The 16,037-nt window shown below is 63.0% G+C and carries 13 protein-coding genes; 5 read left to right on the top strand and 8 right to left on the bottom strand.

Annotated elements, in window-relative coordinates; translation table 11 throughout:
• Positions 1 to 60: 60 nt before the first annotated feature.
• The 5 genes from ACEXP3_RS01570 to ACEXP3_RS01550 form a co-directional block, all read right to left on the bottom strand.
• Complete coding sequence (locus ACEXP3_RS01570) at positions 61 to 1,356, bottom strand: Hsp70 family protein (protein WP_210103059.1); 1,296 nt, start codon at positions 1,354 to 1,356, stop codon at positions 61 to 63.
• Between the two features lie 198 nt (positions 1,357 to 1,554).
• A complete protein-coding gene (locus tag ACEXP3_RS01565) occupies positions 1,555 to 4,689 on the bottom strand; it encodes an efflux RND transporter permease subunit (protein WP_377295671.1) in 3,135 nt (1,044 codons plus the stop codon).
• On the bottom strand, positions 4,686 to 6,053 hold the full coding sequence (locus ACEXP3_RS01560; RefSeq protein ID WP_377295670.1) for an efflux RND transporter periplasmic adaptor subunit: 1,368 nt from the start codon (positions 6,051 to 6,053) through the stop codon (positions 4,686 to 4,688). The genes ACEXP3_RS01565 and ACEXP3_RS01560 overlap by 4 nt, the downstream gene beginning before the upstream one ends.
• A gap of 162 nt (positions 6,054 to 6,215) precedes the next feature.
• Positions 6,216 to 7,004, bottom strand: coding sequence for an SDR family oxidoreductase (locus ACEXP3_RS01555; RefSeq protein ID WP_210103056.1), 789 nt, complete (start codon positions 7,002 to 7,004; stop codon positions 6,216 to 6,218).
• A gap of 132 nt (positions 7,005 to 7,136) precedes the next feature.
• Positions 7,137 to 7,403, bottom strand: a complete 267-nt coding sequence (locus tag ACEXP3_RS01550) for a hypothetical protein (RefSeq protein ID WP_377296060.1) — start codon at positions 7,401 to 7,403, stop codon at positions 7,137 to 7,139.
• 200 nt (positions 7,404 to 7,603) lie between these two features.
• Between ACEXP3_RS01550 and ACEXP3_RS01545 the strand changes: the two genes are divergently transcribed.
• The 4 genes from ACEXP3_RS01545 to ACEXP3_RS01530 all read left to right on the top strand — a co-directional run bounded on the left by ACEXP3_RS01545 (position 7,604) and on the right by ACEXP3_RS01530 (position 11,612).
• Entirely contained in the window at positions 7,604 to 8,128 is a 525-nt protein-coding gene (locus ACEXP3_RS01545) for a DUF4334 domain-containing protein (protein ID WP_377295669.1), read from the top strand.
• A 223-nt stretch (positions 8,129 to 8,351) separates the two neighbouring features.
• Complete coding sequence (locus ACEXP3_RS01540; RefSeq protein ID WP_377295668.1) at positions 8,352 to 10,010, top strand: electron transfer flavoprotein-ubiquinone oxidoreductase; 1,659 nt, start codon at positions 8,352 to 8,354, stop codon at positions 10,008 to 10,010.
• A gap of 133 nt (positions 10,011 to 10,143) precedes the next feature.
• A complete protein-coding gene (locus ACEXP3_RS01535) occupies positions 10,144 to 10,866 on the top strand; it encodes a pentapeptide repeat-containing protein (protein WP_377296059.1) in 723 nt (240 codons plus the stop codon).
• 119 nt (positions 10,867 to 10,985) lie between these two features.
• Positions 10,986 to 11,612, top strand: a complete 627-nt coding sequence (locus ACEXP3_RS01530; RefSeq protein WP_210103053.1) for a L,D-transpeptidase — start codon at positions 10,986 to 10,988, stop codon at positions 11,610 to 11,612.
• A 33-nt stretch (positions 11,613 to 11,645) separates the two neighbouring features.
• Here the strand turns inward: ACEXP3_RS01530 and ACEXP3_RS01525 are convergent, their stop codons facing one another.
• Positions 11,646 to 12,059 (bottom strand): DoxX family protein, encoded by a 414-nt coding sequence (locus ACEXP3_RS01525; RefSeq protein ID WP_377295667.1) that lies wholly within the window; start codon positions 12,057 to 12,059, stop codon positions 11,646 to 11,648.
• Positions 12,060 to 12,167: 108 nt separating this feature from the next.
• Positions 12,168 to 13,397, bottom strand: coding sequence for an MFS transporter (locus ACEXP3_RS01520; RefSeq protein ID WP_210103051.1), 1,230 nt, complete (start codon positions 13,395 to 13,397; stop codon positions 12,168 to 12,170).
• Positions 13,398 to 13,663: 266 nt separating this feature from the next.
• On the opposite strand from ACEXP3_RS01520, the gene ACEXP3_RS01515 reads away from it, so the two are divergent.
• Entirely contained in the window at positions 13,664 to 14,623 is a 960-nt protein-coding gene (locus ACEXP3_RS01515) for a diacylglycerol/lipid kinase family protein (protein ID WP_377295666.1), read from the top strand.
• A gap of 6 nt (positions 14,624 to 14,629) precedes the next feature.
• Here the strand turns inward: ACEXP3_RS01515 and ACEXP3_RS01510 are convergent, their stop codons facing one another.
• Positions 14,630 to 15,982, bottom strand: a complete 1,353-nt coding sequence (locus ACEXP3_RS01510; protein ID WP_377295664.1) for a glutamine synthetase family protein — start codon at positions 15,980 to 15,982, stop codon at positions 14,630 to 14,632.
• Positions 15,983 to 16,037: the final 55 nt, after the last annotated feature.

Below are 16,037 nucleotides of genomic sequence, written 5' to 3'. Positions count from 1 at the left end.
TAGCCGATCTGCCCTGCCGGTTAAACCCGCCTGGCAGCCGTTCTCCCCGGCGAACTTGCCTCAGGCGGCCCATTGCGCAATGTCGCCGCTCTCGCCGATCAGCGCCAGGCCATGGGCAATCGACAACAGCTCGCCGCCGCTTTCGATACGCCCGGCATCGAAACGGCGCGTGAAAATCTGGCGCACGGCGGGCACGAAGGAGGTGCCACCGGTTAGGAAGACCTTGTCGACGGCATCGGCCGGCGTATTGGTCTTCTGAAGAACCTCGTCCAGCGCCTCTTCGATGCGGGCCAGATCGTCGGCAATCCAGGTTTCGAAATCGGCGCGCTTCACCAGCTTTCTGCCGGCCTTGCCAAGCGGCGAGAAATTGAACTCCGCTTCCTCCTCCTTCGACAGGGCCATCTTGGTGGCCGAGATCGCCTGGTAGAGCGGATAGCCCTCATCGTGCTCGATCAGTTCGATGAAGAGTTCCAGCTTTTCCGGCTCGCTTGCCGAGCGCACCAGCGATTGCAGATCGGCAAATTCGCGCGTCGTCTTGAAGATCGACAGCTGGTTCCAGCGGCCGAAATTGGCATAGTAGCCGGCCGGCACGTCGAGCAGCTTGCCAAAGCTCTTGAAATGGCTGCCCTTGCCGATCTCCGGCGAGACGAGATTGTCGATCAGCCGGTAATCGAAGTGATCGCCGGCGATGCCGACGCCGGAATGGCCAATGGGCACGGCGCGCAACTGGCCGGCGTGGCGCTCGAAGCGGATGAGCGAATAGTCGGTGGTGCCGCCGCCGAAATCGGCGACCAGCACGTTTGCATCCCGCTCCAGCGACTGGGCAAAGTAGTAGGCGGCCGCCACCGGCTCGTAGACATAATGGATTTCGGGAAAGCCGAAGCGGGTCAGCGCCGCCTGGTAGCGCTCGATCGCCAGCTTTTCATCCGGATTGCCGCCGGCAAAGCGCACGGGACGCCCGACCATCAGGCGCGAGATCTCCTCAGGCCAGCCGTCGCCGGCATAGGTCTGCAGGCGGCGCAGGAAGATCTCCATCAGATCCTCGAACTGCTGGCGGCGCGCAAACACCTGGGTGGCCTGGAAGGCGGCGCTGGCGGCAAAGGTCTTGATCGACTGCAGGAAGCGGCAATCGCCCGGATTGTCGATGAACATGCGGATCGCCGCCTGTCCCGCTTCCACTTTCAAGGCCTGGGCGCCGAGGTTTTGATCCTTCATGAAGGATAGCGCCGTGCGCATGCTGTCCGTCACGCCGGCACTGCTGGTGAAATCCAGCGAGCGGGTGGTGCTACCGCCGGCTTCAGCCTGCGCCAGAACGGTATTGGTCGTGCCGAAGTCGAGCCCGAGCGCACGTGCCATGGCCGTCATCCTTCCTGTCAAATATGCCTGAGGCGGCGCGCCGCAAGCGCGCCGAACGCAAAGGGGCGACCGGCGCCCCGCCTTTATGGTGAGGGGGCGCTGATCGCACAGGACAAGGGACTTGGCAAGTCGCTCTCTTTGCAAAGGGCGTCAATCCGCGCTTGTTCCAAGACGGCGCGGATTGACTTGGGGGCTCCCCTATTCGGCGGCGGCTGCCGGCGTGTGGTGGCCAAGTCCTTCGGAATTGGCCGGGGCTTCGGAATGTGGCCGGCGCGTAAACAGGCGCGTCACCGCCCGCCCCATGCGGTCCATCTCCACGAAGATGACCGGGGTGATGAACAGCGTCAGCAGCTGCGAGACGAGCAGGCCGCCGACCACGGCAATGCCAAGCGGCTGGCGCAGTTCCGAGCTGGCGCCGGAGCCGAGCGCGATGGGCAGTGCCCCGAGCAGCGCGCAGAACGTCGTCATCATGATGGGCCGGAAGCGCCGCACGGAGGCTTCGTGGATGGCAACGGCTGCCGTCTCGCCCTTGTCGCGGATCAGTTCGACCGCCACGTCGATCATCATGATGGCGTTCTTCTTGACGATGCCGATCAGCATCAGAAGACCGATCAGCGCGATGACGGAGAGGTCGAAGTTCATGATCTTCAAGGCGAGCAGTGCACCGAAGGCCGCCGCCGGAAGACCGGACAGGATTGTAAGCGGGTGGATGAAGCTTTCATAGAGCACGCCGAGCACCACATAGATGGTCAGCACGGCCGCAAGGATCAGAAGGCCGGTATTGCCCTGCGAATCCTTGAAGATCGCCGCCGTGCCGCCATAGGAGGTGAAGACGTCCGCCGGCATGGCAAGGCCTGCCTTGATCTCGTCGATGCGAGCGGTTGCCTGGCTGAGCGAAACGCCGTCGGGCAGGTTGAAGGAGACGGTGGTGGAGACCAGCTGGCCGGTCTGGTTGATGGTCACCGGCGCCTTCTTGCGCTGCACGGAGGCGAAGTTGGAGAGCGGCACCAGGCTGCCATTGGACGACAGCACATTGATGTCGCGCAGGAACTCGTCGTTCCAGGGCTTGTCCTTGTCGAATTCGACGATGACGTCATAGCTGTCGCCGGTGGACTGGATCTGCGCGGCCGTGTAGCCGCCGAACGCCATTTCGAGCGTCTGGCGCAGCTGGTTGTTGGCAACGCCATAGGCGGCTGCCTTTTCCGGATCGACGGTGATGTCGGCGGCAATCGCACCATTCTGCGCGTCCGAGGTGACGTCGGTGAAGCTGCCGTCGCGACGCATGGCGGTCTGCAGCTTATCGGCCCATTCGTCGGTGGCGCTGGCATTCAGCGCCTGGATGACCAGCTGGTACTGGCTGGCCGTGCTGCGGCCGCCAAAGCGCAGGCTCTGCTGTGGCGTGATGAAGGTCTTGATGCCGGCGATCTTGCCGGTTGCCCGGCGCAGCTCGTCAATGGTCTGGGCAAGCGGCGCGCGCTCATCCTTGTCCTTCAGTTCGACGAACATCGAGCCATTGTTGAGGGGGCTGCGCGAGCTGCCGCCGACGATGGAAGTGACATGCTTGACCGCCGGGTTCTTGCCGATGATGGCCGCCACCTGTGCCTGCAGATCCCGCATGGCCGTGTAGGAAATGTCTTCGCGCGAACGGGTGGACACCGACAGGCGGCCAATATCTTCCTGCGGGAAGAAGCTGGAGGGCAGGGTGGCAAACAGCCAGCCGGACGCGCCAAGCGAGGCGAGAAAGCTCATCAGCACGATGAAGCGGTGCCGCAGGCACCAGGCAACGGCTGCCCCGTAACCGGCAAGCGTGCGATTGAAGCCCGCATCGAACCAGCGGATGATGGCGGGCGGGCGGCTGGAATGGGCGGACAGCCGTGCGCCGAGCATCGGCGTCACGGTCAGCGACACCAGCGCCGATGCCATGATGGCAAGCGTGACGACCATACCGAACTCGTTGAACAGGCGCCCGACGACGCCGCCCATCAGAAGGATCGGGATGAACACGGCCACCAGCGAGATGGACATGGACAGGATGGTGTAGCTGACTTCCGAGGCGCCCTTCAGCGCCGCCTCGCGCATCGACATGCCCTCTTCGGAAAGCCGCAGGATGTTTTCCAGCATGACGATGGCATCGTCCACGACAAGGCCGACGGAGAGCGTCAGCCCGAGAAGCGAGATGTTGTCGATGCTGTAGCCCATCACATACATGGCGCCGAAGGTGGCAATCAGCGACAGCGGCACGGCAAGGCCCGGAATGAGGGTTGCCGTCAGATGGCCGGTGAAGAGGTAGATCACCAGCACCACCAGGGCAATGGTGAGGAATAGCGTGAACTGCACGTCGCTGATGGCGTCCTTGATGGACGTAGAGGCGTCGTTCATCACGTTGATATGAACGGATGGCGGCAGTTGCTGCATGAGCGCCGGCAGCTTGGCCTTGATCTCGTTGACCACATCCACCGTGTTGGCGTCCGGCTGGCGCTGGACGGCGAGAACGATCGCCTGCTTGCCGTCATACCAGCTGCCGGCATCGAGATTCTCGACACTGTCCTTCACCACGGCGACATCGCCCAGATGGACGGGCGAACCGTTCTTCGTGGCGATCACCAGCGACTTGAACTCGTCGGCATTGGTGCGCTGGGTATGGGCGTTGATCGTCAGCTGCTGGCTGGTGTTTTGCAGCGAGCCGACCGGGGTCTGGCTGTTGGCGTCGGAAATGGCGGAGGTGACGGTATCGACTCCAAGCCCGCGGGCCTGCAGATTGGCCGGGTCGAGTTCCACGCGCACGGCATAGGTCTGCGAGCCGTAGATGCTGACTTCTGCGACGCCGGACAGGGTGGACAGAAGCGGAGAGATGACGTTCTGCGCGATATCATCCACCTTCGAGCGCGGCATTTCATTCGAATTGATGGTCAGCAGCAGGATCGGCGCATCGGCCGGATTGGTCTTGCGATAGCTCGGGGCCGTCGTCATGTTGCTGGGCAACTGGCGGGTGGCCTGGGAGATGGCGGCCTGCACGTCGGCGGCGGCGGCATCGATGTCGCGGTTGAGATCGAACTGCAGGACGATCGACGTATTGCCGAGCGAGTTGGTGGCGCTGATTTCGCTCACACCCGGGATCGTTTCGAATTTCTTGATGAGCGGCGTGGCAACCGAGGTTGCCATGGTTTCCGGCGAGGCACCCGACAGCGAGGCCGACACGTTGATGGTGGGAAAATCGACCTTCGGCAGGGCTGCGACCGGCAGCAGCCGGTAGCCGGCAAGGCCTGCCAGAACAAGGCCGACGGCCAGAAGAATGGTGGCAACCGGCCGGTTGATACAGAAGGCAGGGATCATGGTTTGATGCCTCCCGTCATGGAGGTCGCATCGGCGACGGGCAGCGGCCGGTTGGCATCGTCGCCGGAGAACTGCTCAATGACCGACTGGCCGTTGGCGAGCTGGACCTGACCCTCCACCACGACATGATCGCCGTCGCGCAGACCCTCGGCAATCGCCGTCTTGTCGCCATTGGCGCGGATCACGGTAACTGGCGTTGCATGCACCTTGCCGGTGCCATCCACCGTATAGACGAAGGAGCCGTCGGCGCCGGGGCGTACGGCCACTGTCGGCACGATGATCGAGCGGTCGCTCGGGGTGAAATGGGCGGTGACATTGACGCTCTGGCCCGGCCAGAGAAGCCCCTTGTCGTTCTTGAACTGTGCCTTGACCAGCACGGTGCCGGAACTCTGGTTGACGGCATTGTCGAAGAAGATCAGCTTGCCGCTGTCGACCACGCCGCCCGTTGCGGCCGGATCTGCATCGACCGCGGCGCCCGTATCGATGCCGACACGCAACTGCGGCAGGTAACGCTGCGGCAGTTGGAAGGCGACCGAGATCGGGTCGTAGCGGGTGATGGTGACGATGGTGGCGCCGGCACTGACATAGGCGCCCTGGCTGACGGCGATGTCGCCGAGGCGCCCGTCAAACGGGGCGCGGATATCGGTGTGCTCGAGTGCGACCTCATCGACCACAAGCGTTGCGCGGTCGGCATCCACCTTGGCCGCGGCCTGGTCGCGCGCTCCCTTGGCCTGTTCGAAGCTCTGCTGCGATTGGACATTCTGCTTCAGCAGGTTTTCAGCGCGCTGAAGCGCGGCTTCCAGTTCCGCAAGGCTTGCCTCATCGCTGACGATATTGGCCTTGTCCTTGGCAACGGTTGCAGCAGCAGTGCGATCGTCAAGCTTTGCGATCAGCGTGCCGGCTTTCACCTCGTCGCCGTCCTTTGCGGCAACAGAGACGACGAGACCCTGCTGAAGCGCTGCAATCGTGGTTGTTTCATCGGCCTCGGCCCAGCCGGTTGCGGCAACGTCGAGGGCAAGAATGCCGGTGGTGGCGGGAATGGTCTTGACGACGGATGGTCCGCCGCCACGCCGGCCCTGGCCTGCGGGTTTGCCACCGCCCTGACCCTGGCCCTGATTTTGCGCCTGTTCTCCGCCCTGGCCTGCTGCCTGCTCGCCCTTGCGACGCTGGCCCTGGGCCTGTTCACCGCCGTCGCCCTTCGAAGCCGCCGCTGAGCTGTCGCCCGGAATGCTGCCGAAGCCGGCGGCTGCGGCCAATTGCTTGACGGAGGGGATGCGCAGGTAGGATGGCAGGGCATCCTGAAAATACCAGGCGCCCGCTGCGCCGATTGCGATAATGCCGGTAAAGGTCCAGAGCTTTTTCATGAAGGGGCCCGGTGCGTCGATGATCTTCTGTCGACATTTCCGCACTGCGAAACGTCGACAGAAGAAAACGCCCAAAGCCTGGCGAAATCACCTTAAATTCCGGTAATGTCGTAGAAAGATGAACGGCCGCCGCGAAATGTGCTTTCGCGGCGGTTACTTTCGTCAGAGAGACTTTGCTGCACCGCCGTCGACGCGGATCATCGAACCCGTCAGATAGGCGGCCGGCGCAGAGCAGAGGAAGGCGCCGACAGAGGCGAATTCCTCGACCGTGCCGAGCCGGCCGGCGGGGATGGTCTTGATGGAGGCGCTGCGCACCTCGTCCAGCGACTTGCCCTGGCGCTTGGCATTGGCGCCGTCCAGTTCATCGATACGGTCGGTATGGATGCGGCCGGGCAGGATCAGGTTGGCGGTGACGCCATGGCCGGCGATTTCGGTTGCCAGCGTCTTGTTCCAGCCGACGAGCGCCCCGCGCAGCGTGTTGGAGAGCGCAAGATTGCCGATCGGTTCAATGACGCCGGATGAGGCGACCGTGAGGATGCGGCCCCAGCCCTGTTCCTTCATGGCCGGCAGGAAGGCGTTGGTGACCGAAATCACGCTCAGCACCATGCTCTGGAAGAACAGTTCCAGCTTGTCGGCATTCATGTCTTCGGCCGTGCCCGGCGTCGGGCCACCGGTATTGTTGACGAGAATGTCGACGCCGCCGAGCTTTTCGGAAACGGCCTTCTTCAGGGCTTCGACCGCATCCGGTTCGGCGAGATCGGACCAGATCCAGTCAGCCTTGCCCTTGCCCTCGGCGTTGATCGCATCGCAATTGGCCTGAAGCCGGTCGCCGCTTCGTCCGCTCAGAAGTACATGTACGCCTTCGCGGGCAAGAGCGGTTGCAATGCCAAGGCCAAGGCCGCGCGAAGAGGCAAGCACGAGGGCGCGCTTGCCGGAAATGCCGAAATCCATCAAATAATCCTTCCTGAGACTAAATCTGCTGCGCCAAGCTTACCAAGCGGCAGCTCCGGTTTCAACGCGGCCAGCCCCGCTAACGGTGCAGCGGCACGTCAGCCGGGGGCATAGGACGGTGTCCTGCTGCGATCAATGGGTGGAGCCGGATGGCTCGTCGGCATCGAGGAACGAGCGAATGCCGTCGCGCTCCACGGTTGCCAGAAATTCCTCCCAGGCGTCGCGGTCCGTGGCAAAGGGTTCTTCCCAGGAGGTGACGTCATCATCCTGGCTCACCACCTCCATTTGCCAGTCCTGCTGGGTGCCGGCGGGGCGGAAGATATCCACAAGCACCGTGATGCCGTCATCTTCGAATTCGCCGGAGAATTCGGAATGTTCGAGTTTCGGTTCCTTGGCCATGAGGGGGCGTTCCTGAATTTCATAGGTGCTGCGATAGGAGGCAAAACGCCCGACGATTGCAAGCTGCAAGCGGACGCGATACCCGGTTATCATCCGCCAAATGCCAAGAGGGTCGCGCATCTTTTCGAGGGCCTGCGCGTTTGGCCTCGTTCATAGAGCTCGTTTGCGGCACGGGCGACATCAAACGGACATGGGTGAGGATGAGTATCCCGAAAGACGAAGACGAGGCATTTGCGCTATTCGACAGTCTTCAGCCGGTCGAGCCCGGCGCGATCCACGGGCTCTGGCGCGGCCGTGGTCTTGCGACCGGCCATCCGCTCGATGGCGTTCTCGAAAATCTGGGCTGGTACGGCAAGCGGTTCCATCCTGACGGGCGCGCCGACGCGCTGCTGTTCTTCTGGGATGATCGTCGGCTGATCCCGGTCGATCCGGCCGGCGTGCCGCTGCGCCTTGGCCTGCGCTTTTCCCGGTTCGGGCGCCGCCCGATCGCGCGAAACCTGTTTTCCTATCTGATAAAGGCGCTGCGTGCGCGAACAACCGTCGCTGCCCTCAGAACCCAGCGCTTTCGCGGCGTCGCAAGCGCGGCCATGGCCTATGACCGCCAGCCGATTATCGATCATTTCCGCAAACTCGATGATGACCGTCTCCTCGGCGTCATGAGCATTGCGGGCGATACGCGGCATTACTTTTTCTGGCTTGATCGCGTGAAGGGCGAGGAGGCGTAAGGAAAACTCGCTACCGCAAGGCATTGCAGGCTTTGGCGCCGGTCAACACCTTCGCCGTTGCGCAATATTGACGTGGACGTAAACGTAAGATAGCTTTTTATGGAAAACGAGGAGGAGCCTGTCCACAACTGCGAGCCCCTGTCGCAACTTGGCTCGACAAGCGGTGTTTGTTTTGACAAGGAGGAGGGCACAAAATGGGGAACAGGTCGAGCGGAGTACAAGAATGAGCGATATGGAGCTTCCTGAGCGCGAGAGCATGGAATTCGACGTGGTGATCGTCGGCGCGGGGCCGGCAGGCCTGTCGGCAGCGATCCGCCTCAAACAGGTCAATCCGCAGCTTTCCATCGTCGTGCTCGAGAAGGGGGCGGAAGTCGGCGCCCACATCCTGTCCGGTGCCGTGGTCGATCCGATCGGCATCGACCGGCTTCTGCCGGGCTGGCGCGAGGAGGAGGGGCATCCTTTCACGACGCCGGTGACCGACGACCATTTCCTGTTTCTCGGCCCGGCCGGTTCGGTCCGGCTGCCCAATGCCTTGATGCCGCCGCTGATGAACAATCACGGCAATTACATCGTGTCGCTCGGACTTGTCTGTCGCTGGCTTGCCGAAAAGGCCGAGGGCCTTGGCATCGACATCTATCCCGGCTTTGCCGCCACCGAAGTGCTCTACAATGACGACGGCGCTGTCATCGGCGTGGCAACCGGCGACATGGGCATCGAAAAGAACGGCGAGCCCGGCCCCAACTACACCCGCGGCATGGCGCTGCTCGGCAAATATGTGCTGATCGGCGAGGGCGTGCGCGGGTCGCTGGCCAAGCAGTTGATCGCGAAGTTCAAGTTGGACGAGGGCCGCGAGCCGCAGAAATACGGCATCGGCTTCAAGGAACTGTGGGAGGTCAAGCCGGAGCACCACAGAGAGGGCCTTGTGCAGCACTCCTTCGGCTGGCCGCTCGGCATGAAGACCGGCGGCGGCTCCTTCCTCTATCACCTGCACGACAATCTGGTGGCCGTCGGCTTTGTCGTCCACCTCAACTACAAGAACCCCTACCTGTCGCCCTTCGAGGAATTCCAGCGCTTCAAGACGCATCCGGCCATTCGCGACACGTTCGAGGGGGCCAAGCGCCTCTCCTATGGCGCGCGCGCGATCACCGAAGGCGGCTACCAGTCGGTGCCGAAGCTGTCCTTCCCGGGCGGCGCGCTGATCGGCTGTTCCGCCGGCTTCGTCAACGTGCCGCGCATCAAGGGCAGCCACAATGCCGTTCTGTCGGGCATGCTGGCGGCCGACAAGATTGCCGAAGCGATTGCCGCGGGCCGGGCAAATGACGAACCGGTCGAGATCGAAAATGCATGGCGTTCGACCGATATCGGGCGTGACCTGAAGCGGGTGCGCAACGTCAAGCCGCTGTGGTCGAAATTCGGCACGGCGCTCGGCGTGGCGCTTGGCGGCATCGACATGTGGATCAACCAGATTTTCGGCTCCTCGCCGTTCACGCTGAAGCACGGCAAGACCGATGCGGCCTCGCTGGAGCCGGCGGCACAGCACAGCAGAATAGCCTATCCGAAACCCGACGGCGTCCTGACCTTCGACCGGCTTTCCTCGGTTTTCCTCTCCAACACCAACCATGAGGAAGACCAGCCGGTTCATCTGAAGGTCAAGGATATGGAACTTCAGAAGCGTTCGGAGCTTGGGGTCTATGCCGGCCCTTCGGCGCGTTACTGTCCGGCCGGTGTCTATGAATGGGTGGAAAAGGATGGCGACGAGGTTTTTGTGATCAACGCGCAGAACTGCGTTCACTGCAAGACCTGCGACATCAAGGATCCGAACCAGAACATCACCTGGGTGCCGCCGCAGGGCGGCGAAGGTCCTGTCTATCCGAGCATGTGACGCGAGAGAATTATGCAGATCGGAATTAATGCCGTAAGATCTTCATGACGACAGGATATGAGGTAGCGGCAAGAACCTGAAAGGGACGGTTGGCGTGAAAAAGGCGGTGTTCGGCAGACGGTTCAGGCTGTGGATGGCAACATGTCGCCGCAGCCGCTTGCGCTCTTTCGTGCCGGTCATTGCCGTGGCCGGCGGCCTTCTGGTGATCTTTCCCGCCAAGCAGACAAGCGCCGTCGGCAAGTGCCGCCAGGATGCCGGACCCTCCATCGACTGGAGCGATTGCAAGAAGCGCATGCTGATGCTCGACGGCAGCAATTTCGACGGGGCCAATCTCTCCAATGCCGATTTCAGCATGACGGATCTCGGCCGCAGCAGCATGAAGGGCGCCAACGTCACCAAGGCAGGCCTCGTGCGCACCTCGCTTGCCCAGTCGGACCTCACCGGCGCCGATTTCTCCAAGGCGGAAGGCTATCGCAGCGATTTCACGGCGGTAAAGGCAACGGGGGCAAGCTTCGTGGCCGCCGAGCTGCAGCGCGGCAATTTCAGCAGCGCCGATCTGCGTAACTCCGATTTCACCAAGGCGGAACTCGGCCGTGCCATCTTTTATCGCGCGACCTTCGAAAACACCCATTTTGCCATGGCCAATCTGTCGCGGGCGCTGTTCCACAATACGAGCTTTGCCGGCCCGGTGGATTTCACCGACGCCTTCATGTTCCTCACCCGCATCGAGGGCGTCGACCTGACGCGCGCGACAGGCCTCAAGCAGGAGCAGATCGCCCTTGCCTGCGGCGACGAGACCACCAAGCTGCCGCAGGGCCTTACCGCACCAGCCGGGTGGCCGTGCCCTGACGAATAGGGCTGGCCTCCAAGAAAATTAACGGTCGGGCGCTCGAGCCTGCCACCGTTAGATATTCGTTAACCATGAAGTCCTTAAGTTGCGGCGGATCACGAAATCACCGCAACAAGGACACATTCATGTCGATCTCGCGCCGCGGCCTGATGTTCGGCCTTCCGCTGTTTCTGGCTGGCTGCTCTTCAACGACCATCAATCCGCAACTGAACTACGCCGCCCTGCCGGATGAAAAATTTCCCCTGCGCCAGGTTCCGATTGACAAGATCAAGCCTGAGCTGCGCCGCACGGAAGTGGATTACGTCACGACCGAAAAGCCGGGCACGATCGTTGTCGATACGCCGGCGCGCCGGCTCTACTACGTGCTGGAAAACGGCCGCGCGCTGCGCTACGGCATCGGTGTCGGCCGCGCAGGGCTTGCCCTGTCCGGCAATGCCTATGTGGGTCGCCGGGCCGAATGGCCGAGCTGGACGCCGACCGCCAACATGATCCGCCGCGATCCGCACAAGAACCTGAAATATGCCGCCGGCATGCCGGGCGGACCCAACAACCCGCTCGGCGCGCGCGCCATGTATCTCTACCGCGCCGGCAATGACACGCATTTCCGCATTCACGGCACCAACCAGCCGGAATCGATTGGCCACGCCATGTCGAGCGGCTGCGTGCGCATGATGAACCACGACGTCATCGATCTCTACACCCACGTCAAGGTGGGCGACCGCGTGGTGGTCATTCAGGAAGCGAAGGTCTGACCAAGACGGGAGGCGCCCGCTCTGCCGGGTGCCTCAGCGGCTTTTCCAGGCCACCAGCATCAGCGCGCCGACGATGCTGACATGTTCGACCACCACGTAGAATTCGAGCGTCTTCAGCGGCTCCTGCATCGCCCAGAAGTTATGGGCGATGGGAATGGTGAGCAGGGTGAAGACGGCAAGCGCGCCGGCACCGATCCAGGCATGCCGGTTGAGGATGATCAGCGCCGATCCGCCAAGCTGCGTGATGATGACGGCGATGTTGAACAGCACGGCCGGCTGGAGCCCGAAATGGGCCATCTCCGCCACGCCGCCCTGAAAGTCGATCAGTTTCGACAGGCCGCTTCCCCAGAACATGAATGTCAGCACAGTTCGCGCCACGTAGCCGAACCAGCGTGTGCCGAACAGGCCCGCGACCGGCGACAGGCTTGCGCTCTCTGAAATTGCCATGGCAGTTGTCCCCCTCTGCTCTATGAGGACATCATAAATGACAAATGTTCAGATTGCAAAAGGGTAACTGCACACTGAGCGCGAGAAAATCCGCCGGAAACCGCCCTTTCAGGCGGCCTGACGGCGCTCAAGCGCCACAGAGACCAGGAAGACGAGAAGGCCGATGACGGAGAGGGCGGCGCCGACATAGCCGGTGGCGGCAAAGCCGTAGCCCCAGGCAATCACCAGCCCGCCAAGCCAGGCACCGAGCGCATTGGCAATGTTGAAGGCGGAGTGGGTGGAGGCGGCTGCCAGCGTCTGCGCATCGGCGGCCACGTCCATCAACCGCGTCTGGACGGCAGGGCAGGCGGCAAAGCCGCAGCCGATCAGAAAGACGCAGAGGCACAGCATGATCGGATTGCTCGCCGTCAGCGCAAAGACGGTCATCACGACGATGTTGAACACCATCACGCCGCCGATCGTGCCGGTGAGCGACAGGTCTGCCAGCCGCGAGCCGACGACATTGCCGACATTCATGCCGATGCCGAAGAGGGCAAGCACGATGGACACCATGGCGACCGGCATCATCGCCGTCTGGGTCGTCGTGGCGGCGATATAGCTGAAGATGGCAAACATTCCGCCAAAGCCGGTGGCGGCCACGGCGAGCGCCAGCCACACCTGCACGCGTTTCAGCGCCCCCAGTTCCCGGCGGATGCTTGCTCCTTCCTGCACCTTGTCCTGCGGCAGGAAGAACCAGAGAAGCGCCATGGTCACAAGCCCGATGCCGCCGACCAGCAGGAAGGCGGCCCGCCAGCTCAGCATCTGGCCGGCAAAGGTGGCAACCGGCGTTCCGGCAAGTGTTGCGATGGTCAGCCCCAGCATGACGCGGCCGACTGCCCGCGCCCGCCGGTTCGGCGGCACCATGGAGGCCGCAACCAGCGCCGCCACGCCGAAATAGGCGCCGTGCGGCAGGCCGGAGATGAAGCGCAGAAGCGTGAAGCTGGAAAATTCCGGCGCAACCGCGCTCAGGATATTGCCCAGCGCAAACAGCGACATCAGCATCAGCAGCAGGGTGCGCCGGCTGAGCCGCGCGGCAAGCGCCGCAATCACCGGCGCACCGATGACCACGCCTAGTGCATAGGCGGTAATGACGTGGCCCGCCTGCGGGATGGTGACGCCATAGGTGTCGGCGACATCCGGAAGCAGGCCCATGATGGCGAATTCGCCCGTGCCGATGCCGAAGCCGCCGACGGCCAGCGCGCATTCGATCAGGGCGATGGTGAGGGGCGAAAGCGTGCCGGGGGCAGAGGGGCGTGCCGTTTCGGAAGCGGTGGCGGAGGGGGCAGTGATATCTGTCATGATGTTCGCAAGCATGAGCCGAGCGCCGGGCCGGCGTTCAGGGGCTGTCCGTGATTGGGATCTGGCCGAAATTGGCAGGCGGCCGGAGAGATATGTCAGTATTTGCTAAGGCTACCATACTATTTTGCAGTGCGGGAGAGCCGAAATGACAATCGCGAGATTATCATGATCATGCCTTATATCTGTCGGGCCCTTGCCCCGACCGGCAGACGCAACCATTTCCCAGGCTGCGCCGTTCTGTGGCGCTGCCAACTCGGAACCCTGCCATGAAGCTCATTGCCATCTTCAACCGCGACGGCGGTACCTTCAAGACGACAGACATGGAGGCTTATTGTGCACGCGCCGAACAGGCGTTCCGGGACGGAGGCCACGATATCGAGTGCCGCGTCGTTGCCGGTAACGAGGTGGTGGAGGCGATGGAGAGGGTGGCGGACACGCCCGGCATCGACGGGCTGATCGCCGGTGGCGGCGACGGCACGATTTCGGCGGCCGCCGGCATTGCCTGGAGAAGCGGGCTGACGCTCGGCATCGTGCCGGCCGGAACCATGAACCTTTTTGCGCGCTCGCTGAAACTGCCGCTCGATATCTGGCAGGCTCTGGAGGTGCTGGCGGAAGGCGAGGTTCTGGCGGTGGATATTGCCAGCGCCAATGGTCGCAGCTTCGTCCACCAGTTCTCCGCCGGCCTGCATTCGCGCATGATCCGCTATCGTAACAAGATGACCTATGCCTCGCGGCTTGGAAAAATGCGGGCGAGCGCCCGGGCAGCGCTCGGCGTAATGTTCAACCCGCCGGTCTTCGAGGTGGAATTCAATGCCGAAGGCAAGCGCGGCGTGCGCAAGGTATCGGCCATCTCGGTGTCCAACAATGAGTTCGGCGGCGATTCGCTGATGTATGCCGAAAGCGTCACGGGCGGCCATCTCGGCTTCTACACGGCCGATGCGCTGACGCCGATCGGCGTTGCGCGCCTGACCTTCGATATCCTGCGCGGGCGCATGACGGACAATGAGGCAGTAACGGCCGTAACGGTGACGGAGCTGGAGCTGCATTTTCCGCGCGCCCATAAGGACATCCGCTGCGTCATGGATGGCGAGCTGTTGCCGATGGACCCGGATGTGTCTCTGAAGATCCATGCCGGCGAGCTGAAGGTGCTGGTGCGCCAGCCGCAGCAGCCGGGCATCCAGGTTCAGGCCCAGGAAGGCCAGGCGGATGCACCGGCAGCACTCTGACGGCGATCAGATGCGCGGCAGGTAGGTGCGATAGTCGAAATCCGACACCGTGCGCAGGTAGGCGATGGCTTCCTTGCGCTTGGTGTCGCCATAAAGCTTCGCATAGCGGGCGCCAAAAATATCCGCGATGAAGGGCGAGGCCGAAAATTCGTCGACCGCCGTCAGGAAATCATGCGTCAGCTTGCGGCTGCCGGGCGGCTCGCCGCCCGGTTCCGTCGCCGGCCCCGGATCGAGCGTTTCATCGAGGCCGCGCAGCATGCCGCCGAGAATGGCCGTCAGCAGCAGGTAGGGATTGGCGTCGGCACCGGCGACGCGATGCTCGATGCGGGCTGCCGGTCCGTTGCTGTCGGGGATGCGGATCGCGGTGCCGCGATGGCCAAAGCCCCAGTCGATATCGACAGGCGCAAAAGAGCCGGGCTGGAAGCGCCGGTAGGAATTGGCAAAGGGGGCAAAGATCAGCTGCGCCTCGCGCATCGTGTCGAGCATGCCGGCGCAGACGGATTTCAGCCGCACCGGTTCGCCGCCTTTTGCGTCCAGAATATTGTGGCCGTCGGCATCAATGAGGCTGGCATGCACATGCAGGCCGGACCCGGCATGATCGCCATAGGGTTTGGCCATGCAGGTGGATTTGAGGCCATGCCGGCGGGCTGCCTGTTCGGCAAGCCGTTTCAAGTAGATGCAGTCGTCGGCGGCCGCCAGCGCATCGGCGCGGTGGAGAAGGTTGATCTCGAACTGGCCGGGTCCGAATTCGGCCGTCGTCGCATCGGCAGGCAGGGCTTGCGCTTTTGCCCAGGCGCGCAGCGTCGTCAGGTAGTCGGCAAGCGCGTCGACTGCACCCATGTCGTAGAGCTGAAACCCGTTCGGATCGCCGCGATAGGTGAGGCGCTGCGGCGGGCGCGGCCGTCCCGTCTCGCGAAAATCATCTTCCACCAGATAGAATTCCAGTTCCGTCGCCACGACTGGCGTCAGCCCGCGCGCTTTGTAGCGGTTGAGCATGGCGGCAAGGATGGCGCGTGGATCCATGAAGCTGGGGCTGCCGTCCATCTCGTGCATCGTGGCCAGCACCTGCAGCGACCCCTCGGGCGCCCAAGGCATGGGGGCGGTGCTTCGTGGATCGGGGATACAGAGCCCGTCCGGATCGCCGATCGTCAGGGAAAGCCCGGTAATGTCGTCATTGTCGTCGCCCCAGATATCGAGCGACTGGGTGGAGGAGGGCAGCCGCACGGTCCCGTCCCACACCTTCTTCTGCGCCGAAAGCGGGATCTGCTTGCCGCGCAGGTCGCCGTTCATTCCGACCAGCAGGATTTCGATGCGCGGTTCGGGCGCTATGGTCGGTGTGGACAAAGGCGTGTCGGTCATGCGGTGCCCCGGTTCGTCGGGCAGGCTCAGCCTTGCCAAACATGGTGTCGTCAGG

This window comes from Neorhizobium fuzhouense (assembly GCF_042611105.1).
Classification (GTDB): Bacteria; Pseudomonadota; Alphaproteobacteria; order Rhizobiales; family Rhizobiaceae; genus Neorhizobium; species Neorhizobium galegae_A.
The sequence above is the reverse complement of the archived record's forward strand: the minus strand, read 5'-3'. Positions and strand labels throughout refer to the sequence as shown.